General features: G+C 76.0%; 16 protein-coding genes and 1 riboswitch. Of the genes, 6 read left to right on the top strand and 10 right to left on the bottom strand.

What is annotated here, in order from left to right; translation table 11 throughout:
* Positions 1-75: 75 nt before the first annotated feature.
* From cobC to AB0411_RS34585, 8 genes are all read right to left on the bottom strand, one after another.
* Entirely contained in the window at positions 76-1,167 is a 1,092-nt protein-coding gene (cobC, locus tag AB0411_RS34620) for an Rv2231c family pyridoxal phosphate-dependent protein CobC (RefSeq protein WP_366421209.1), read from the bottom strand.
* Between the two features lie 2 nt (positions 1,168-1,169).
* Positions 1,170-2,009 (bottom strand): sirohydrochlorin chelatase, encoded by an 840-nt coding sequence (locus tag AB0411_RS34615; protein WP_366421208.1) that lies wholly within the window; start codon positions 2,007-2,009, stop codon positions 1,170-1,172.
* Positions 2,006-2,638 carry a cobalamin biosynthesis protein gene (locus AB0411_RS38195; protein WP_437044313.1) on the bottom strand — a complete coding sequence of 211 codons (633 nt, stop codon included), beginning with the start codon at positions 2,636-2,638 and terminating at the stop codon, positions 2,006-2,008. Before AB0411_RS38195 ends, AB0411_RS34615 begins: the two co-directional genes overlap by 4 nt.
* A gap of 166 nt (positions 2,639-2,804) precedes the next feature.
* On the bottom strand, positions 2,805-4,226 hold the full coding sequence (locus AB0411_RS34605; protein WP_366421207.1) for a cobyrinate a,c-diamide synthase: 1,422 nt from the start codon (positions 4,224-4,226) through the stop codon (positions 2,805-2,807).
* Between the two features lie 25 nt (positions 4,227-4,251).
* On the bottom strand, positions 4,252-4,848 hold the full coding sequence (gene cobO / locus AB0411_RS34600; protein WP_366421206.1) for a cob(I)yrinic acid a,c-diamide adenosyltransferase: 597 nt from the start codon (positions 4,846-4,848) through the stop codon (positions 4,252-4,254).
* Positions 4,848-6,962 (bottom strand): putative cobaltochelatase, encoded by a 2,115-nt coding sequence (locus tag AB0411_RS34595; RefSeq protein WP_366421205.1) that lies wholly within the window; start codon positions 6,960-6,962, stop codon positions 4,848-4,850. Before AB0411_RS34595 ends, cobO begins: the two co-directional genes overlap by 1 nt.
* A gap of 70 nt (positions 6,963-7,032) precedes the next feature.
* A complete protein-coding gene (locus tag AB0411_RS34590) occupies positions 7,033-8,574 on the bottom strand; it encodes a cobyric acid synthase (RefSeq protein WP_366421204.1) in 1,542 nt (513 codons plus the stop codon).
* Between the two features lie 10 nt (positions 8,575-8,584).
* Positions 8,585-9,646 carry a cobalamin biosynthesis protein gene (locus tag AB0411_RS34585; RefSeq protein ID WP_366421248.1) on the bottom strand — a complete coding sequence of 354 codons (1,062 nt, stop codon included), beginning with the start codon at positions 9,644-9,646 and terminating at the stop codon, positions 8,585-8,587.
* A gap of 151 nt (positions 9,647-9,797) precedes the next feature.
* A riboswitch (cobalamin riboswitch) is annotated at positions 9,798-9,946 on the bottom strand.
* 205 nt (positions 9,947-10,151) lie between these two features.
* Here AB0411_RS34585 and AB0411_RS34580 point away from each other — a divergent pair.
* The 3 genes from AB0411_RS34580 to AB0411_RS34570 are packed head-to-tail and all read left to right on the top strand — an operon-like array spanning position 10,152 to position 14,628.
* Positions 10,152-10,595 carry a hypothetical protein gene (locus tag AB0411_RS34580; RefSeq protein ID WP_366421203.1) on the top strand — a complete coding sequence of 148 codons (444 nt, stop codon included), beginning with the start codon at positions 10,152-10,154 and terminating at the stop codon, positions 10,593-10,595.
* 5 nt (positions 10,596-10,600) lie between these two features.
* Positions 10,601-13,234 carry a caspase family protein gene (locus AB0411_RS34575; RefSeq protein WP_366421202.1) on the top strand — a complete coding sequence of 878 codons (2,634 nt, stop codon included), beginning with the start codon at positions 10,601-10,603 and terminating at the stop codon, positions 13,232-13,234.
* Complete coding sequence (locus AB0411_RS34570; RefSeq protein WP_366421201.1) at positions 13,231-14,628, top strand: extracellular solute-binding protein; 1,398 nt, start codon at positions 13,231-13,233, stop codon at positions 14,626-14,628. The genes AB0411_RS34575 and AB0411_RS34570 overlap by 4 nt, the downstream gene beginning before the upstream one ends.
* A gap of 57 nt (positions 14,629-14,685) precedes the next feature.
* Here AB0411_RS34570 and AB0411_RS34565 read toward each other — a convergent pair whose 3' ends face one another.
* Together AB0411_RS34565 and AB0411_RS34560 are read right to left on the bottom strand one after the other, a co-directional pair.
* Positions 14,686-14,922 carry a hypothetical protein gene (locus AB0411_RS34565; RefSeq protein WP_366421200.1) on the bottom strand — a complete coding sequence of 79 codons (237 nt, stop codon included), beginning with the start codon at positions 14,920-14,922 and terminating at the stop codon, positions 14,686-14,688.
* Between the two features lie 22 nt (positions 14,923-14,944).
* Positions 14,945-16,276, bottom strand: a complete 1,332-nt coding sequence (locus AB0411_RS34560) for an inorganic phosphate transporter (RefSeq protein WP_366421199.1) — start codon at positions 16,274-16,276, stop codon at positions 14,945-14,947.
* Between the two features lie 388 nt (positions 16,277-16,664).
* Between AB0411_RS34560 and AB0411_RS34555 the strand changes: the two genes are divergently transcribed.
* From AB0411_RS34555 to AB0411_RS34545, 3 genes are all read left to right on the top strand, one after another.
* Positions 16,665-17,321 carry a class II aldolase/adducin family protein gene (locus AB0411_RS34555; RefSeq protein ID WP_366421198.1) on the top strand — a complete coding sequence of 219 codons (657 nt, stop codon included), beginning with the start codon at positions 16,665-16,667 and terminating at the stop codon, positions 17,319-17,321.
* A 105-nt stretch (positions 17,322-17,426) separates the two neighbouring features.
* Complete coding sequence (locus AB0411_RS34550; RefSeq protein ID WP_366421197.1) at positions 17,427-18,554, top strand: alpha/beta hydrolase; 1,128 nt, start codon at positions 17,427-17,429, stop codon at positions 18,552-18,554.
* Between the two features lie 240 nt (positions 18,555-18,794).
* Positions 18,795-20,234, top strand: a complete 1,440-nt coding sequence (locus AB0411_RS34545; RefSeq protein WP_366421196.1) for a hypothetical protein — start codon at positions 18,795-18,797, stop codon at positions 20,232-20,234.
* Positions 20,235-20,480: the final 246 nt, after the last annotated feature.

Below are 20,480 nucleotides of genomic sequence, written 5' to 3'. Positions count from 1 at the left end.
TGTGCGGGACCCCGGCGAGGCCCGCCCGGCCGGCCGCCGGGACTGATGCTCTCCCGGCCGCGGCCCCGGGCGCCGCTACCCGAGCACCTCGCCCAGCGCCGCCGCGAACCGGTCCGTGGTGGCCCGGTCCCGCACCGCGAGGCGCAGCCAGCCGGGGCCCAGGCCGGGGAAGGTGTCCCCGCGGCGCACCGCGAAGCCGCGGACCCGCAGCGCGGCCCGTACCGCGTCCGCGTCCGGCAGCCGGATCAGCACGAACGGGCCCGCCGCCGGGCCGGCCGCCCGGATCTGCCCGAACTCGCCCAGCCGGGCCAGCAGATGGTCCCGGTCCGCGGCGATCTCCCCGGCCGCCGCCTCCGCCTCCGCCAGCGCCCGCGGCGTACAGCACGCCTCGGCGGCGGCCAGCGCCGGGCTGGAGACCGGCCACAGCGGTTGCGCCCGCTCCAGGGCGGCGACGGTGTCCGCGGCGGCCAGCACATAGCCGATCCGCAGCCCGGCCAGCCCCCAGGTCTTGGTGAGACTGCGCAGCACGACCAGACCCGGCAGGTCCGTGCGTCCGGCCAGCGCCTCCCGTTCACCGGGCACCGCGTCCATGAAGGCCTCGTCCACCACCAGCGTCCGGCCGGGCCGCGCCAGGGAGGCCAGCACGCCCGCCGGGTGCAGGACCGAGGTGGGGTTGGTGGGGTTGCCGACGACCACCAGATCGGCGTCCTCGGGCACCGCGGCCGGATCCAGCCGGAAGCCGTCGCCCGCGTCGAGCAGCACCCGCCCGACGTCGTGCCCGGCGTCCCGCAGCGCCGCCTCGGGCTCGGTGAACTGCGGATGCACCACGACCGGCCGGCGGGCCCGCACGGCGCGCGCGATCAGCACGAACGCCTCCGCGGCCCCCGACGTCAGCAGTACCCGCTCCACGGGCAGACCGTGCCGGGCCGCGACCGCCCGGCGTGCCGCGCGGCCGTCGGGGTAGGCGGCGAGGGTGTCCAGTGACGCGGCGATGCGGGCCTTGAGCCAGGCCGGGGGAGTGCCGGTGCGGACATTGACCGCCAGATCCGTCACGGCGCCGTCCGCGCCCCGTACTTCGGCATCGCCGTGGTGGCGCAGATCGGGTTCGTGGGGCGGTGCCTCCTGGCCGGGGTCCCGGAGCGGCGCGGGCCCGGTGTGCGCCGGCATGCTCACCGCTCCCCGGCGTCCGTCGCCACCGGGGCGCTGCCCGGCGCCCCGTCCGCCACCGTGGCGCGGTAGCGCTCCATGACCACCTCCGCGACCTCGGCCGTCGCGCCGAGTGCCGCCGCGACGGTCACCTCCGTGCCCGGACAGGCGGCGGACCAGCCCTCGGCCTGCATCCGCAGCCGCTCCCACAGCCCGCCGGGGAAGACGAAGTAGGGCAGGACCACGATCCGGGCCGGCCTGCCGGGCGCCGCGGCGGCGGCCAGTGCCCGGCAGCGGTCCAGGCCCGCGGGCACATCGGGCGCCGCCTGCGAGACGAAAGCGGTCTCCACCCCCGCGAAGCCGCGCCCCTCCCACAGCAGCCGCGCGGCCCGCGCCACCTCGGCATTGGCGTACGGATCGGACGCGCCGCGCCCCACCAGCAGCACCGTGGTGCGGGCCCGGTCCTCGGGCCTGCGGGCGCCGCCGCCCAGCGCCTCGTCCAGCCGGCGTTCCAAGGCGTCGAGCACCTTGGGATGCGGCCCCAGTTCGGCCCCGCAGGCGTAGCCGAGCCCCGGGTGGCGCTCCGCCGCCCGCTCCAGCGCGGAGGGCAGCGCTTCCGGCACCGGCCCCGTCGGGGCCAGCAACAGCGGTATGACGGCGAGCCGGGAGGCGCCCCGCTCGACGAGCCCGTCGACGGCGTCGTCCAGCGGCAGGGGAGAGGCCCGGACGCCGAAGAACCCGCCGGCGACGGGCACTTCGGGGTGCCGCTCGCCCAGCACACGCACCAGCGCGCGCAGAGCCTCGGCCCCGCCTTCGTCACGGGTGCCATGACCGGCGATGAGCAGTGCGGGAGGAGTGGTCACTGGATCTCCTTGGTACCGGGGGGTGCGCAGTCGGGCGCCGGCTCGCCGACGTCCGCCGTCCGCCGATCCGGGCCACGGCGGGGCGGGTTGGGGGAGGTCATGACGATAACCGCCCCGGTGGAGGGCACGGCGGCCGCTCCCTCCCTACCAGCGGTAAGGGCACCGTTGTCCGATACAGCCCCCACGGCGAGCGCACACGTCGCCCGGGCCCGCGCCGACTTGCGCTTGCCGGCGGCCAGGGCGGCGCCCGGCCCCGCGGCCAGCAGCGCGGCGGCCTCGGCCACGCTCGGCGTGCCGACGGCGGCCGCCGCGGCCGCGGACGGCTCCGGTACCCGTACGTCCGCCAGCGCCGCCGCCGGGAACGACCGCAGCGGCACCCCCAGTTCGCGCGCCGCCCCGGTCAGCCCCGGCTCGGCCGCCTTGGCGGCCACCGTCGCCAGGGCGGTGACCTGCCGGACGGCGTACCCCGCCGCCGCGCAACTCGCCGCGATCAGCTCCAGCACCTCGGACACCGGGACGCCGCATCGCGCGCCCAGGCCGGCGACCAGCGGTACGACAGGTGCGCGCGGCGCGTCGGCCTCCTCCGCACCGCAGGTTTCGCCGGCACCGGCGGCCGCCCGGAGGTTCATCCCGCGCCGCCGGCCGGACCGGCGGCCTTCGGGGCCGGGCACTGCGGACCGGGCGCGGCGGGGGAGGGGCGGCCGACGGCGGGACGGCCGGGGACATGGCGTGCGGCACCGGGCCGGCCGGGGGCGGCGGCGTGGCCTGCGGCCCGCCTCCCGCCGCCGCCCCCGGTCATCGGGCGGCGCTCCGGGCCCCGCCGTCGCCCGCCGCGCGCGCCGCACCTGCCGCTGCCGCGCTCGCCACCAGGCGGCCGGCCAGCGACGGTTCGGCGGCCCAGTGCACATGCAGGTACGAGGCGTGCACCCCGCCGGAGACGAAGCCCTCCACCCGCCGCTCCGGGTGCGTCAGCCCCCACGCCGGGTCCGCGCCCGCGCCCGGCTCCAGCACCGTGCGGTGGAACTCGTGGCCGCGCACCCGGGTCCCGGCCGCCGCGAGCGCGTTGTCGCGCAGCGCCACCGCCTCGCGGTAGCCGAGGGCGAGGCGTTCGGTCATCCGGGACTCGGCGGGCAGCACTCCGCACATCGGCTTCCCGTCGAGCGACCGGGAGAGGTAGAGCAGCCCGGCGCACTCGGCGGAGACCGGCGCCCCGGAGGCGGCCAGCGCGGCCACCGCGGCACGCAGCGGTGCGTTCGCCGACAGGTCCGGTGCGTACATCTCGGGGAAGCCGCCGCCGATCACCAACCCCTGGGTTCCGGGCGGCAGTCGTTCGTCCCGCAGCGGGTCGAACGGGGCCACGTCGGCGCCCGCGGCGGCCAGCAGCTCCGCGTGCTCGGCGTACGAGAAGGTGAACGCGGCGCCGCCCGCCACGGCGATCAGCGGCCGCCCGGAGGCGGTCGTCCCCGCCGCGGGGGCGAGCTCCGCCGCCGGGTCCCAGGGCGCGTCCGGCAGCTCGGGCACCGTACGCGCCAGCGTCAGCAGCGCCTCCAGGTCGCAGCCCGCGCGCACCCGCGCGGCGAGTTCGGCCACCGACTCCACCGCCTCGGTCCGCCGTTCGGCGACCGGCACCAGGCCGAGGTGACGGGACGGCGTACCGGCCCGCCCGTCCCGGCGCAGCGCGCCCAGCACCGGCACGCCGGAGGAGTCCATCGCCTCCCGCAGCAGCTCCTCGTGGCGGTCCGAGCCGACCTTGTTGAGGATCACCCCGGCCAGCCGCACCTCCGGGTCCCAGGAGGCGAAGCCGTGCACCAGCGCGGCCACCGACCGCGACTGCGAGGACGCGTCCACCACCAGCACCACCGGTGCCCGCAGCAGCTTCGCCACCTGCGCCGTCGAGGACAGCTCGCCCATGCCGGACGCCCCGTCGAACAGCCCCATCACGCCCTCGACGAGCGCGAGATCGGCGCCCGCCGCGCCGTGCAGGAACAGCGGCGCGATCCGGCCGGGCCCGCACAGGTAGGCGTCCAGATTGCGGCCGGGGCGCCCGGTGGCCAGGGAGTGGTAGCCCGGGTCGATGTAGTCCGGTCCCACCTTGTGCGGCGACACCACGAGCCCGGCCTCGGCGAACGCCGCCATCAAGCCGGTGGCCACCGTCGTCTTCCCCGCGCCCGAGGACGGTGCGGCGATCACCAGCCGGGGGATCGCACCGGTGCTCATGCCGCGCCCGCCCTGCCGGCCCGGCTCACCATTCGATGCCCCGCTGGCCCTTCTGGCCGGTGTCCATCGGGTGCTTGACCTTGGTCATGTCCGTCACCAGATCGGCGAAGTCCAGCAGCGCTTCGGGGGCGCCCCGCCCGGTGATCACGACATGCTGCGTACCGGGACGGTCGCGCAGCGCCGACACCACCTCCTCGGTGTCGATCCAGCCCCACTTCAGCGGGTACGCGAACTCGTCCAGCACCAGCAGCTTGTACGTCTCCGCGGCGAGGTCCCGCTTGACCTGCTCCCAGCCCTCGCGCGCCGCGTCCTCGCTGGAGGCGATGTCGCGCTGCACCCAGGACCAGCCCTCGCCCATCTTGTGCCAGGCGACGGTGCCGCCCTCGCCGGACTCCCCGAGCACCTTCAGCGCCCGCTCCTCGCCGACCTTCCACTTCGCCGACTTCACGAACTGGAACACCCCGACCGGCCAGCCCTGGTTCCAGGCGCGCAGCGCCAGCCCGAAGGCGGCGGTGGACTTGCCCTTGCCCTGCCCGGTGTGCACGAACACCAGCGGGCGGTTGCGGCGCTGGCGGGTGGTGAGACCGTCGTCCGGCACGACGGCCGGCTGTCCCTGTGGCATTACGCTGCCTTCCTGTTGCCTTGCACGGTCCGTACGAGCGCGGAGACGCTGTCCGCGCGCAGTTCGTCGAGCGTGACCGCGGTGCCCTGCAGGTCACGGGCCAGCTCGCCCGCCAGCCCCAGCCGCACCGGGCCCGTCTCGCAGTCCACGACCACCGAAGCGGTGCCCTCGCCCGCCAGCAGCCGGGCCGCGCGGGCGGCGCGGGCGACGGGCTCCGGGCCGCCGGTCGCCCGGCCGTCGGTGACGACCACCAGCAGCGGCCGCCGCGAGGCGTCCCGCATCCGCTCCACCCGCAGCACCTCATGGGCCTTCAACAGGCCCTCCGACAGCGGCGTGCGGCCGCCCGTCGGCAACTGCTCCAGCCGTGCCGCGCCCGCCTCGACCGAGGACGTCGGGGGCAGCGCCAGTTCGGCGCCGGTGCCCCGGAAAGTGATCATGCCGATCTTGTCGCGCCGCTGGTAGGCGTCCAGCAGCAGCGAGAGCACCGCGCCCTTGACGGCGCTCATCCGCTTCCGCGCCGCCATCGAACCGGACGCGTCCACGACGAACAGGACCAGATTGCCCTCCCGCCCCTCGCGCACCGCCTCGCGCAGATCGTCCCGGCGCACCACCAGACCCCGCCCGTGGCGGCCGCGCGCCCGCTGGTGCGGCGCCGCGGCCTGCACGGTCGCCGCCAGGTGCAGCTTGCCCAGGGCGCCGTGCGGGCGCCGCGCCCCGGTCGTCCGGCCGTGCGCGGTGCGCGCCCGCGACCTGCGGCCGTCCGCGCCCTCGCCCAGGCCCGGGACGTCCAGCCGCCGGGTGCGGAACGGCTCGCCGGCGCCGACCGCCGGCCTCTCCCCGGCCGCGGACCCCTGCGGCGCGCTCTCGGGCTCGGGCTGCTCGGCCCGCTCGGGCGTCTCCGGGGCCTCCCGGTCCTGCTGGTGCGGAAGGCCGGACTCCGGCGGGAGCGGGGACTCGTCGGGACCGCCGTCCTGCGGGGGCTGCCCGCCGCCGCCGTCCGGACCGCCCCCGTCGGGACCGCCCCCGTCGGGACCGCCGTCCGGACCGTCCGGCTCCGGGTCGTCGTCGCCGTCCGCGTTCTCGTCCGCGCCGAACTCCTCCAGCGTCCGGTCGAGTTTGTCCTCGTCCAGGCCGGGCGCGTCGAAGGGGTTGCGGCGCCGGCGGTGCGGCAGCGCCAGCAGCGCCGCCTGCCGCACGTCCTCCTCCAGAACGTCCGTCCGGCCCGCCCACGCGGCCAGCGCGGTGGCGGTGCGCGCCATCACGATGTCCGCGCGCATCCCGTCCACCTCGAACGCCGCACAGGTCGCGGCGATCTGCCGGAGCGCCCCGTCGCCCAGGGTCACCTGCGGCAGCAGCTCCCGGGCCGCGGCGATCCGGCCGCGCAGCGCGTCCTCCTCGGCCGCCCAGCCCGCCGCGAATCCCGCCGGGTCGGCGTCGTAGGCCAGCCGGCGCCGGACCACCGCCACCCGCTCGTCGGGCTCGCGCGAGGCCGCGACCTCGACCGTGAGCCCGAACCGGTCCAGCAACTGCGGCCGCAGCTCGCCCTCTTCGGGGTTCATCGTCCCGACGAGCAGGAAACGGGCCGCGTGCCGGACGGAGACGCCTTCGCGCTCCACGTACGAGGCACCCATGGCGGCCGCGTCCAGCAGCAGGTCCACCAGGTGGTCGTGGAGGAGGTTGACCTCGTCGACGTAGAGGATGCCGCGGTGCGCGTCGGCCAGCAGGCCGGGCTCGAAGGCCTTCACGCCCTCGGACAGCGCCCGCTCGATGTCCAGCGCGCCCACCAGCCGGTCCTCGGAGGCGCCGACGGGCAGTTCGACCATCCGCGTCGGACGCTCCTCGACGCCGGCGGTCTCGTGCGGCCCGTCGGGACAGCCGGGGTCGGGCGCGGCCGGGGCGCAGGCGAAGCGGCAGCCGCCGACCACGTCCACGGGCGGCATCAGCGACGCCAGGGCGCGGACGGCGGTGCTCTTGGCGGTGCCCTTCTCCCCGCGGACCAGCACGCCGCCCACTGCGGGGCTCACCGCGTTCAGCAGCAGCGCGAGGCGCAGATCGGCCATGCCGACCACCGCGGTGAAGGGGTACTGCGGGGTCGTGTTGTGCGCGGTCGTCATGCTGTGTCGTCCTCCAGGTCGTCGGGCGGCTGCGTCGTCGGTGTCCGTGGCGGTCCTCCAGTGCGTACCCTCATGGCGCCCCCGGAGGCACGAACGGCAGCCCCTCCGGTACGCCCTGCTCGATCAGCCGCAGCAGCGCGCCGGTGTCCGCGTGCTCCTCGATCAGATCTCCCAGCCGGTCCAGTTGCTCCTCGCGCAGCGCCTCGAAGCAGGTGTCCGGGGCCGGTACGAACGCCCGGCCCGCGCCGGCCGCGACCCGCCGCAGGAAGGCCCGGCGGAAGCCGTCGCTCTCCAGCGAGCCGTGCCAGTGCGTGCCCCAGACCGAGCCGGTCCGGCAGCCGTCGAGGAACTCCTCGTCGCCGCCGGTCACGTCGGCGACGCCGTGGTGGATCTCGTAGCCGGTCACCGGCTCGCCCAGCGCCTCGCCGGCCGGCCGCGCCAGGGTCTTCTCCGCCGCGAACCGCACCCGGACCGGCAGCAGCCCCAGCCCGTCGACCACGCCCGCCTTCGACTCGACGTCGTCCTCGATGCGCTCGCCCAGCATCTGGAAGCCGCCGCAGATGCCCAGCACCGGGCGGCCCTCGGCGGCCCGCCGGACGAGCGCGTCCGCCAGCCCGCGCTCGCGCAGCCAGGCCAGGGCCCGGACCGTGCCCCGGGTCCCCGGCAGCACCACCAGGTCCGCGTCGGCCAGCTCCTCGGCCCGGTCCACGAACCGCACCACCACGCCCGGTTCCGCGGCCAGCGCGTCCACGTCCGTGAAGTTCGACATCAGGGGAACGGCACAGACCGCCACCCGCAGCACCTGGGCGCCGTGCGGCGGGGCCACCACGCTCTCGCGCACCGCTCCCCGCAGCGACACCCGCAGGCCGTCCTCCTCGTCGATGCCCAGGCCGTGCGAGAAGGGCAGCACCCCCAGCGTCTGCCGCCCCGTCAGGCCGCGCAGCATGTCGAGGCCCGGCTCCAGCAGCGTCACATCGCCCCGGAACTTGTTGACGAGGTACCCGGCGACCAGCGCCTGGTCCTCCTTCGACAGCAGCGCGGTGGTGCCGAAGAAGGAGGCGAACACCCCGCCGCGGTCGATGTCCCCGACCACCACCACCGGGATCCGGGCGGCCCGCGCCAGCCCCATGTTCACGATGTCCGTGCGCCGCAGGTTGATCTCGGCGGGGCTGCCGGCACCCTCGCAGATCACCGCGTCGTGGGTGCGCCGCAGCTCGGCCAGGCAGTCGGTGACCGTGCCGAGCAACTGCTCCTGGCGCCCGTCGTGGTAGCCCCTGGCGCTGAGCTCGCCCACCGGCTTCCCCAGCAGCACCACCTGGCTGCTGCGGTCGCTGCCGGGCTTGAGCAGGACGGGGTTCATCAGCGCGGTCGGCTCCACCCGCGCCGCGGCGGCCTGCATCGCCTGGGCCCGCCCGATCTCCGCGCCCTCGCGCGTGACGAACGAATTCAGCGACATGTTCTGGGCCTTGAACGGCGCCACCCGTACGCCCTGCCGGGCCAGCCAGCGGCAGATGCCCGCCGTCACCACGCTCTTGCCGGCGTCGGACGTCGTGCCGGCCACCAACAGGCCACCGCCGACGGCCCCACCGGATGCCTCGAACCGCCCGTTCACCGGGTCCTCCTCATGCGCCGGGGCCCCGGCTGTCGTGAGCCGTGCGCGCCAGTGCAGCCACCGCCGCGCGTGTCCTCGCACCCGGGGCCCGGCGGGTGGCGGGCGACGGGGCCCGCCGCACCGCACCGGCCGCCAGCCGCGCCGTCACCGTCGTCACCAGCGCCAGGGCGCTCACCCGGCGCGAGAGCCGCACGGCCCGTTCGATGTCGGGCACCGCCACCGGCGCGGCCCCGTCGTTGAGCACCGGCCGGTGCTCCACCCGCCCGCCGTACGCCAGCGTGCCGCCCAGCCGGACGCCCAGCGCGCCCGCGAACGACGCCTCCACGGGGCCCGCGTTGGGGCTCGGATGGGCACCGCCGTCCGCCCGCCAGGCCCGCAGCGCACCGCGCCGGTCGGGGCCCGCGAGCACGGTGAGGGCGGCGGTCAGCCGGGAGCCGGGCCAGCCGGCGAGGTCGTCGAGCCGGGCCGAGGCCCAGCCGAAGCGGCGGTGGCGCGGCGACTTGTGCCCCACCATCGCGTCCAGGGTGTTCACCGCCCGGAACGCCACCAGGCCGGGCACGCCGCCCAGCGCGCCCCAGACGAGGGCGCCCACCACGGCGTCCGAGGTGTTCTCGGCGACCGACTCCACCACCGCGCGGGCCATCTGGGGCCCGTCCAGCGCCTGCGGGTCGCGCCCGCACAGATGGGGCAGCCGCTCCCGCGCCACGTCGAGGTCGCCCGCCGCCAGCGCCCCGCCGACGGCCCGGGCCTCCCGGCCGAGCGAGGTGCCGCCCAGCACGGCCCAGACCGTCGCCGCGGTCAGCGCGATCCGGGCACCGTCGCGCAGGGGGGCCGGGGCGGCGGACCGTACGGCGCGCTGCACCAGCGCGGCACCGGCGGCGGCACCGCCCGCGCACAGCACGGTGTGCACCGCTCCGTAGCCGCGGTGGTCGCGCCACAGGCGGCGTTCGACGGCGGCCGCGGCCCGGCCGAAGGCGGCCACGGGATGGCCGCGCCGGGGGTCCGCCGCGATCAGGTCGCCGAGAAAGCCGAGGGCCGCGCCGCACGCATATCCCGCGTGTTCGCCGCGCACCGGATCAGACCGCCGCCAGGGCGTGTCCACGACGTGCCACGCCTCGAAGGGGCCCTGCGAAAGCGGGCAGTGGGGCTCTCGACGGGCAGCCGGGCATGGCGGTATGTCCTCACTCAGGGTCCGCGCCCTGGCTCGACGTGACGGCGACCAGAGTCTCCTGGCTCCCCGGATCGGCGGCTCCTCCGGCCTTCCAGTCCCGCGTGCGTCGGCGGACGCAGACGAGGCGGACCGTGGCCTTCGCTGGAGGAACGCTCCCCGGTGACAGTGGCGGGACCGCGCCGGATTCGCACCGGACTTCCTCAGCTGTCGCCGAATGGCTCCGGCAGTCCACCACGTCCCGCGAATGCCCGTCAACTCACCCTTGACCTGCGACGCAGCCCTGTGGCAGGCGCTGTGGTGCACGCCACAGCGTGGCGGCGGGATCACCCACGGTTGCCCCCGCCCCTGATCCCGCGTCACTATCTGGTGCACGGCGGCGACGGGGCCGCCGGAAGGGGGCCGGGGGATGCCGCAGCGCGCTGACCGACATGAGATCCGCATCAGGATCACGGGCACGAACAATCCCGACCGGGACGTCGAGGACCTCAAGGCGTGGCTGGAGCGCGAGCCGTGGCTGGATCGCCGCCGGCACGACTGGCTGCTGCGGCCGCGGCCCGCCGACGGGGGTGCGGAGGGGCCCGGCGACATGGCCGTCGGCATCGACGACCTGATCCTGGTCGTCGTCGGTGCCGTGGCCGCCGAGATCACCAAGAGCCTCGGCATCGCCCTGCAGGAGTGGCTGCGGCGGCGCCGGGAGGAGCGCGACACCGGCGAACGGCCCGCCGTCGCGGTCGGGGCCGGTGACGGCGACCTGCACCCGCTCGACGAGCCGGGCCCGGGCGCCGCGGCCCCCGAACACCCCGATCCCGGCAGCCCGGCGGACGGGAGCGGCAGCACTGCCGGGGACTGAGCCGGATGTCCGAATACGACGCACGAGGCAAGGTCAACCGGGCGCTGCTGATCTGTGTCGACGACTACCGGCACCTGCCCCCGCTCCCCGCGGTGAAGGACAACGCCCGGGAACTCGAACGCGTCCTGCTCGCCCCCGGCACCGACCTGTTCACCCGCGGCGAGGTCGTCATCTGCCGCCCCCAGGAGCCGTGGGAGGTGGAACAGGCGCTGGACGCCGTCACCCAGGACGCCCGCGGACTGCTCCTGGTCTACTTCTCCGGCCACGGCCGGGTGGGCCGCGACGGCGGCAATCTGCAGCTGACGGTCGGCGCCTCGGAACGGCGTCACAAGACCGTCTCCTGGCAGGACATGGTGCTGCCCTACCTGGACAACGCACGGGCCGACCGGATCGTGATCGTCCTGGAGTGCTGCTACGCGGGCAACGCGAGCGAGGCCTTCTACGCCTGCCGCAAACCCACCTCGCTGCTGATGGCCGCGCAGCCCAACCGCCGCATCTTCAGCGGCGAGGAACCCACCGGGGGCAGCGTCTTCAACCGCGCCCTGGTGCAGACCCTGGAGCGGGGCGTACCCGGCAAACGGTTCGTCACCTTCGAGGACCTCGTCCGGTCCCTGCGCGACCAACTGGCCGCCGAACGGACCCCGATGGGCGACGTCTGGGAGCCGCGCTCGGCCAAGCAGAACACCGTCGACGACGTCGTGCTGTCCTTCGCCACCCCCGAGGCCCGCCCGCCGACCCCGCTGCGGATCCGCTTACGACGCCGGCTGAAGTCGTACGTCCGGCACTGGCCCAGGATCCTGCTGAGCCTCGCGATCGTCCTCGTCCCGGCCACCACCGGCGCCGTCCTGCTCACGCTCCCGGACCGCGAGGCACCCTGCCCGCCCGCCCTCGAACTGCGGCTGCTCACCGCCCCCGAGGCCGAACCCGCGCTGCGCCGGGCGGCCTTCGACTACGAGATGTCCGAGGCCAACACCCGGCCGCTGAGCGGCGAGGGCGACCTCCCCGACGGCTGCCGGCGCGCCCAGATCACCGTGTACTCCGCCGCCAAGGACCAGGTCGACCAGGGCTTCGCGGCCGCCGACCGCTGGCAGGGCGAGGCCCGCGGCACCGGCAGGAGCCGGCCGGGCGGCCAGGTCACCGACCCCCTCTACCGGCCGGGACCGCAGCCCGACATCTGGATCCCGGAGTCCACCGCCGACTACGACGAGGCCCGCCGCGGCATGCCCGCCACGGGGTCCCCGGCCACCCTGCACTACACCGCGCCGGTCGCCTACACCCCCCTCGTCGTCGGCATCCCGGCGCCCCGGCGGCTGGACGACGTCGAACCGGCCGGCGCCTCCTGGCCCGAGCTGCTCACCGGCACCGACCGCGCCCACCGCGACCTCAAGCTCCTGCGGCCCAGCCCCGTCCTGTCCGGCACCGGCCTGCTGCACACCCTCGGCCTCTACCTCGCCCGCGACGGCTCGGGCACCGCGGCGGCGGGCACCCCCGACCCCGCCCTCGCCCGGCAGGCCGAGGAGCGGCTCGCCGCCCCCGGCAGCCAGTACGCGGGCAGCACCGAACTGCTGTGTTCGCTGCGGCCCGACACCGACGCCGCCGGCGCCGTCGACCGGACGAAGTCCGCGCCCCTGGTGTCGGAGAAGTCCCTCGCCGACTACAACCTGGGCCACGCCATCGGCAGTTGCCCCGCCCTGGACTCCCCGCTCCCCCTGCGCGACCGGTACATCGCGTACTACCCCGGCAACGTCCCCGCGCTCGACCACCCCCTGATCCGCGTCGACTGGCACGGCGCCGCGGACGCCGCCCCGCGGCAGGCCGCCGTGGCCCGCTTCGCGACGTGGCTGCGCGCCCCCGACGGCGGCCAGCGCACCCTGACCGACCAGGGCTACCGCGGGGTGCGCGACAGCGGCCCGCGCCGGGGCTCACCGCTGCTGGACAGCCGCGCGGACGTCAGTCCCCTCGTCGCCCCCACGGTCCCCTTCACCGCGGACCCGGAGCAGGTCTCCCGGGTCCTGGACGGGTACGACAAGGCGCAGCGCTCCAGCCAGGTGCTGATCCTCATGGACGCCTCCACCTCCATGGCGGAGAACGGCAAGCTCCCGGTCGCCCTCGGCGCGGCCGGGCGGGCCGTGGAACTGGCCGGTCCACGGCACACCTACGGCCTGTGGACCTTCCCGGACCGCACCCGCCCCGGCGACCGCGACGCGGTGCGCGAACTCGTCCCGCTCGGCAGCCCCGACCCCGCCCGGGGCCGGGCCGCCCTGGACCGGATCGCGGGCCGCCCGGACGGTGAACTGGTCGACCACGGCGCCGCGATGGAGGAGGCGCTGACCCGCGCCCTGCGGACGATGAAGGAGTCCCCGGCCACCAACAAGGCCATCGTGCTCGTCCTCGACCAGGACGACGGCGCCGCCGGGCGCGCGGCGGGCGTGGAGCGCACCCTCGGCAGCCTCGTCGAGGACGGGCCCGAAGTCCCCGTCCTGGCCCTGGTGATGGGCAAGTCGGGCTGTGACACCTTCGCCCTCCAGCACCTGGCCGACGCCTCCCACGGCCAGTGCGTGCCCAGCGGTCCGCAGGCCGTCGACACGCTCGCCGGGCGGATCGCCTCCATCGGCACGGCCACCAAGGGGGACCGATGACCACCCCGCGCACCCGGGCGAGGGCCGTACTGGTCGGCCTGGCGCTGCTGCCGGCGGCCGGCGGCTGCACGGCGGGGGAGCCGTCCGGCCCGGAGCGGGGCGCGATCGTCCTCGCCACCGGCAGCGACCTCAGCAGCTCCGGCATCCGCCAGGACCTGATCCGCGCCTGGGAGAAGGAGCACGGCCGCACGGTCCGGATCGTCAAGCTCCCCGACACCGCCGACGGCCAGCGCAGCCAGCTGCTGGCGGCGGGCCAGTCCGGCAACGGCGGCTACGACGTGCTCAACCTCGATGTCGCCTGGACCGCGGAGTTCGCCGAGGCGGGCGTCATCCGCCCCTGGGCCGACCGTCTGGACGGCGACTTCCTCGACAGCGTGGCCAAGACGGTGGAGTACGACGGCAGGGTGTGGGGCGTCCCCTTCAACACCGACGCCGGGCTGCTCTACTACCGCAAGGACCTCCTGGCGGAGTACGGCCGCCCCGTCCCGTCCGACTGGGACGAGCTGGAGAAGACGGCGCAGGACGTGGCGAGCGCCTACAACCGCAAGGCCGCCGGCGACGCCCGCGGCCACGGCAGGAAGCCGCCGAGGATGTACGGCATGGTCGCCCAGCTGCGGCCCTACGAAGGGCTGACGGTCAACACCCTGGAGTCGGCCTGGGCCGACGGCGGCGACCCCGACGCCACCAGCTTCACCAAGGACGAGCAGGTCGGCGCGCTCCAGCAGGGCGTCACCGACCTCAAGGGCCGGCTCGACGCGATCATGCCGCACGAGGCCACCACCATGGACGAGACGGAGAGCCGCCGCTGGTTCGCCGACGGCCGGGCCCTGTTCATGCGCAACTGGCCGGTCGAGTACGCCTCGGTGGCCGAGAAGCTCACGCCCGGCGTGCAGTTCGACGTCACCCAGCTGCCGGCCCGCCGCAGCGACGGCAAACGGATGTCGGTGCTGGGCGGGCAGAACCTCGCGATCTCGGCCGGCAGCAAGCGGCCGGCCGGCGCCCGGTCCCTGATCGAGGCGCTGACCGGCCCGCGCAGCGAACGCTGCCTGCTGGAGCGGGGGTTCGCGGCGACCCGCGAGTCGGCGTACCGCGAGAGCGCCGGGGCGCCGCGCTGCCCGCCGCACAGCGGTGCGGAGCGCGGCGAGCACGGCGCCGCGGGAGCACCGGAGCCGCGGCCCGACACCCGCACCCTGCACGAGGCGCTGCTGGCCGCCGAACCGCGCCCGCGCAGCGCCCACTACCAGACCTTCAGCAAGGTCGTACAGCTCGGCGTGTCCGCCTTCCTCAACGGCCGCGGCGGCACGGCCATCGCCGACCGGCTGGCCCGGGAGGCGGACGACGCGCTCGGCGGACGGGGCGCACCGACGACGAGGCGCCCGGCGGACGACGGCTGATGCCGAGGTCCGCCGGGCGCCGGGTACCGTCCGGTGCCGCTGCCGTCTCCGGTGGGGTCAGGCGGCGACGATCAGGTAGATGCCGTAGGCCACCGCCGCCGCGCACAGGGCGAAGGCGGTGACCGCGCCGGCCCGCGCGCCCGTACCAGGTGCGGCGGCCGCGGTCGCGGCGCCCTCCGGCTGCGGCTTGCGGGACGTCCCGACGATGCCGACGGTGAACAGGCCCACGATCCCGACCGTCACCGCGAGGGTGACGCCGAAAACCTGGCCGAGAGCTGCCCAGTCGATGTTCATGGGGTTCCTTAGGTGATGACGGCTAGCGGGAGACCGTCGCGGCCCGGGGGCGCGGGGCAGGAGGAGTGGAGGTGTCGGCGCCGGACACCTGGGCGGGGATCCCGGCGGTGTCCGGGGCGTCGGCCACGGTCGCCGCGGCGTCGGTCACCGGGACGTCGGCCGCCGGGGTGTCGGCCGGGGCCGGCTGCCCCGCCGGGGGAGGGGAGACGGCGCGCAGCGCGGCGGTCACCACGCCCACCGGCTCCGCAGCCGGACCTTCGTTGACGTTGGTGTGGTCGACCGGCTTGCGCCGGGAGGCGGCCCAGATCGCGCCGCAGATGCCCAGGCCGAGGACGGCCACCGCCGCCACGCCCCAGTCGCCCTGGCCGGCCAGGAACGCGGCGCCCGCCGCGACCGCACCGGCGGCCGGCAGCGTCAGGCCCCAGGCGAGGACCATCCGGCCCGCCGTGGACCAGCGCACCACGCCGCCCTTGCGGCCCAGCCCCGAGCCCATCACGGAACCGGAGCAGACCTGGGTGGTGGAGAGCGCGAAGCCCAGGTGGGAGGAGGCCAGGATGGTGGCCGCTGCGCCGGTCTGGGCGGCGAAGCCCTGCGGCGGCTGGATGTCGGTGATGCCCTTGCCCATGGTGCGGATGATCCGCCAGCCGCCCAGGTACGTACCGAGCGCGATGGCGAGACCGGCCGAGGCGATGACCCACAGCGGCGGGTCGGCGTGCGGGGCGACCACACCGCCGGTGATCAGCGCGAGGGTGATCACGCCCATCGTCTTCTGGGCGTCGTTGGTGCCGTGGGCGAGGGAGACCAGGGCGGCGGAGGCGATCTGGCCCGCGCGGTAGCCCTTGGCGGTGTCCGCCTCGTCGCGGTTGCGGGTCAGCCGGTAGGTGAGCCGGGTCGCCGCCATCGCGGCCAGGCCGGCGACGATCGGGGCGGCCACCGCCGGGATCAGGACCTTCATCACCACGGCCTCGCCGTGCACCCCGTGGGTGCCGACCGACACCAGGGTCGCGCCGATGAGACCGCCGAAGAGCGCGTGGGAGGAGCTGGAGGGGAGGCCCGCGAGCCAGGTCAGCAGGTTCCAGACGATCGCGCCGACCAGGCCGGCGAAGATCACTTCAGGTCGGATGCCGGCGCCCTCGTCGATGATCCCGCCGGAGATGGTCTTGGCCACCTCCACGGACAGGAACGCACCGACGAGGTTGAGCACTGCCGACATCGCCACCGCGGTCCTGGGTCGCAGGGCGCCGGTGGAGATGGTGGTGGCCATTGCGTTGGCCGTGTCGTGGAAGCCGTTCGTAAAGTCGAACACCAAGGCCGTGACGATCACGATCCCGATGAGAAGCGTGATGTGTTCCATTCACCCGGGCAATCAGTTCGAAGGTCAGTGTCGTTGGGACCGTACGGAGAGCGGGTGAACGGAAAGTGAACTGGGACGGGCGTGGTGGTGACACCCCCGCAGTGTTCACGGGGAGGAGTCCCCGGCGTCACTTCCGCCTCACCCGTTGGCGAACTCGATGAGTTGGGACGGCGGGCGGTCTCCCCGGCCGCGCCGTGCACCGGCTCCCGGGCGACGTTAACGGAGGAGGAACGCAAGATGGCCTATCTCCGGCCAATCCTCCGTAGTAGGTGCGATATCCCCATATGGCGGATAGCGGACAGACGGGCCCCCGGCGTACTGTGCCCCGGCCTGCTCGTACGGTGACGCGCACCGCATCCGCCATTCGCCGCACCGCGCCGGAGGACCCATGAAGGACCGCGCCGACCGCCTCGCCGAAGCCTGGGGCGAACTGGTCGCCACCGCCCGCAGAACCGTCACCGACGGCCTGGTCGTCGGCACCTCGGGCAATGTCTCGTGCCGCATCAAGGACCTGGTGCTGGTCACCCCCAGCGGGGTCCCCTACGACCGGCTCGGGCCCGGCGACACCACCGCGGTCGACCTCGAAGGGCGCCAGATCATCGGCACCCTCCGGCCGACCAGCGAACTCCCCATGCACCTGGCGGTCTACCGCAACACCACGGCCACCGCCGTCGTCCACACCCACGCCCCGTACGCCACCGCCGTCTCCGCCCTCGTCCCCGAACTCCCGCCCGTCCACTACATGACCGCGGCGCTCGGCGGCCCCGTCCGCGTCGCCCCTTACGCCCTCTACGGCAGCGCCGAACTCGCCGCGAACATGCTGGCGGCGCTGCGCGACCGCACCGGCTGCCTGCTGCAGAACCACGGCACCCTCACCCACGGCGACAGCCTCGGCCAGGCGCTGGACCGCACCGCCCAGCTGGAGTGGATGTGCCGGGTCTGGCTGACCGCGAGCTCGGTGCCCGGCCACGCGCCGAGCCTGCTGTCCACCGAGCAGCTCGACGCGGCCGCCGCCCAGCTGCGGGACTACGGCCGGCAGGGCTGAGCGCCCGCCGGGGGGACGGCGGCGCCGCACCGGCCGCCGTCCCCCCGGTCACCCGCCGGTCACCGCCAAGTGGCCGGGTCCGGCGCCGCTGCGCACACTGGTGAGGTGCGCCTGGTTACCGCGGCGGCCGTGGCCGCCACCACCGTGATCGGTGCCGGGGCGGCCGCCGTGGCGGTCGGCCGGTACGCCGGCGACATTGCCCTGAAACCGTCGCCCGACGACCCCTTCCCGGGCGACCCCCGCCTCACCGTGCACTCCGCCACCGAGAGCCGCATCGCCCTCACCCGCAGCCTGGCGTCCCTGCGGCCCGGCACCTACGGGCTCACCGGCTCCGGCTGCCACGCGGTGGTCGGCGACGTCATCCACGGCGTCCCGCACCCCGCCGACGCGGTCGTGCGCCGCCTGGTACGGGTCACCCACGGCACCCTCAAGCCGGGCAACCGGATGCGGCTCACCCCGCAGGTGCACCTCGGCAACCCCCGCGACGCCCTCGGCCTGGACTGCGCCGACGTCGACGTCCCCGGCGAACTCGGCGCCCTCCCGGCGTGGTTCCTCCCCGGCGTACGCGACACCTGGGTCATCACCGCCCACGGCCTGGGCACCACCCGCGAACACCCCATGGTGGTCATGCCGTTCCTGCACCGGCACCGGCTGCCCGTCCTCGACGTGGCCCACCGCAACGACATCGGCGCCCCGCGCACCGCCGACGGCATCGACCACCTCGGCGACACCGAATGGCGCGACCTCGACGCCGCGATCCGCTACGCGGTCCGCTACGGCGCCCAGGACATCGTCCTCTACGGCTGGTCCACCGGCGCGACCATGGCGCTGCGCGCCGCCGCCCACTCCGCGCTGCGCGCCCGGATCAGCGGCCTGGTCCTGGACTCCCCGGTCCTCGACCGCAACGCCACGATCCGTGCGCTGGCCACCGCCCGGCGGGTCCCGCGCGCCCTGCTGCCGCTGGCCGTACGCGCCGCCGAGGGCTCCACGGGGATGCCCGTCGACCGGCCCGCCGACGCCGTCGACGTGGACGGCCTGAACGTCCCCATCCTGCTCTTCCACGGGCCCGACGACCTCATCGCCCCCTGGACGGCCTCCCGCTCCCTCGCCGCCCGCCGAGCCGATCTGGTCACCTTCCAACCGGTTCCGCACGCACCGCACGCCGCGATGTGGAACGCCGATCCGCCGAGCTACGAAGAGGCGCTGCGGCGCTTCCTCACCCCGCTCATGTGACGCCGGGCGCGAGGGCGCCGACCCGCGCACGGCGCCGGGACAGCGGCCCCCGCGAACCGGTCCGCGCCGGCCACGGGTCCGCCGCCCCTGCCGCGAGCCCCGCGCCGCCCGGGGGACGCCCGGACCCACGGCGCGACAACTCCCCTCATCGCGGACGTGCCGGGGCGGTGACACGGCCCCGGCAGATCGCAAGCAGGGTTCCGATTGGGCTTTCGGGCCGACAGCGGCAACACTGCTCCTGTGACGTCCCGTACCCCGCGCGACTCCCGGCTCCGACTCGTCCCCCGTCAACCGGTTGCGGCCGCCCGCCGGGCGGTGACAACCCGGACCAAGCGTCCGGCGCCCCGCCCGCCCGAGGGCACGCCGCCGCCCGCGGAACTGGCCCGGCAGGCCCGCGCCGTACTGGCGGGCGCGGCCCGCCTCGCCCGCTGGGCCGACGGCGCCGCGCTGCGCGCCGGAGCGGACGGGGCGCTGCCGGAGGCCGCGGCGGAACGCGCCGCCGAGGCCTTGGGCCTGACACCGCGCCAGGTCCGTACCGACTGGGACCGGGCCCGGCTCTCCGGCCTCGTCGAGCTCCACGACGGCCTCGCCCGCCCCGGCTGGCGGCTGCGCGCCTGGGACCGCGACGACACCGCCGTGCTGCGCGGCTGGGTCGCCCTCTTCGACGCCTGGTCGCTGGCCCGCCCCGCGCCGGCCACGGCCGGCCCCGCGATAGTCGCCGAAGTCGTCGAGGCGCTGCCCCAGTTGCTGTCCCTGCTGCACCTGTCGGCCGGGCCCGTCCGGCTGCCGGTGCTGCTCGACATGCTGGACCAGCGCGTCGCCGAACTGCGCACCGAACGCTGCGAGGTCCCCTACGGCCAGGACCCGGCCCCGGGCAGCGCCGACCATGCCGCGGTGGCGGCCGACGACGCCGCGGGGGCGTCGCTGGCCGAGCTGCTGGGCTGGGCGCTGGAGGCCCTGCTGACCGTCGGCGCGCTGGTGCCGCCGGACGGTGCGCACGACGGCGTCCACGAAGCCTTCCACGACGCGTCCGAGGCGCAGCTCACACCGCTCGGCAACTGGTCGGTGTGGGTCAAGCTGGAACAGATCTGCGTCGCGGCCCAGAGCCCGGCCGGCCACATCGAGCAGTCCGCGGAGGCGATGCTGCGCGGCTGCGCCCGGCTCACCCCCGGACCGGCCCGTGCCGAGTACCGCGCCTGGCTCGCCGCCCGCTCGGTCGGCGCGGCCGTCGAGGAGCTGCTGACCGTGGCCCGCGGTGAGGACGCGCTGCTGCGCGGCCTGGCCTTCGAGGCGCTGCGGGCGGTCGGCGCCCCCGCCGAGCCCGCCGTACGCGCCGCCGCCGACGAGCCGGCCCTGCGGCCGTACGCCCTGCTGTGGCTGGTCGAGCACGAGGGCGGCGACCCGGAGACCGCCCCCGACGTGCTCACCCGCGAGGAGTCCACCTGGCTGTGGGTGGACACCGCGGCGGCCGTCGCCGACCACGGCGAGACCCAACTCCTGGTACGGCACCTCGACTCGGCGGTCCAGGGCTCGGTGCCGCGCCTGCTGGAGGAAGTACGCGCCATCGGCCACCCCCGCACCGTCCAGGTCCTGGTGGCACTGGCCGCCGCCCACCCCGACCCGGCCCTCGCCAAGGCCGTGCGGCGCGCGGCGTTCCAGGTCCACACGGGTGGGGTGTGACGGTTCGCTGCGCTTTGCTTGCGGCCCACGTTTTTGGCTTTCCCGTCGTGGGTTTCGCTGCGCTTTGCTTGTGGCCGCGTTTTTGGCTTTCCCGTCGTGTGGGTTGCTCGCCGTTCTTCGCCCGCTGCGGTGCCGCTGCGCGGGGCTGGGCGCGGTGGGTTGCGCCTGCGGCGGGCGGGGTCCGCTGCGCGGGGCTGTGGGTGCGGTGACGGGCCTGCGGGGCCGGTGTGTGGGACTGCTTCGCTT

Source organism: Streptomyces angustmyceticus (genome assembly GCF_040701845.1).
Classification (GTDB): domain Bacteria; phylum Actinomycetota; class Actinomycetes; order Streptomycetales; family Streptomycetaceae; genus Streptomyces; species Streptomyces angustmyceticus_A.
The sequence above is the reverse complement of the archived record's forward strand: the minus strand, read 5'-3'. Positions and strand labels throughout refer to the sequence as shown.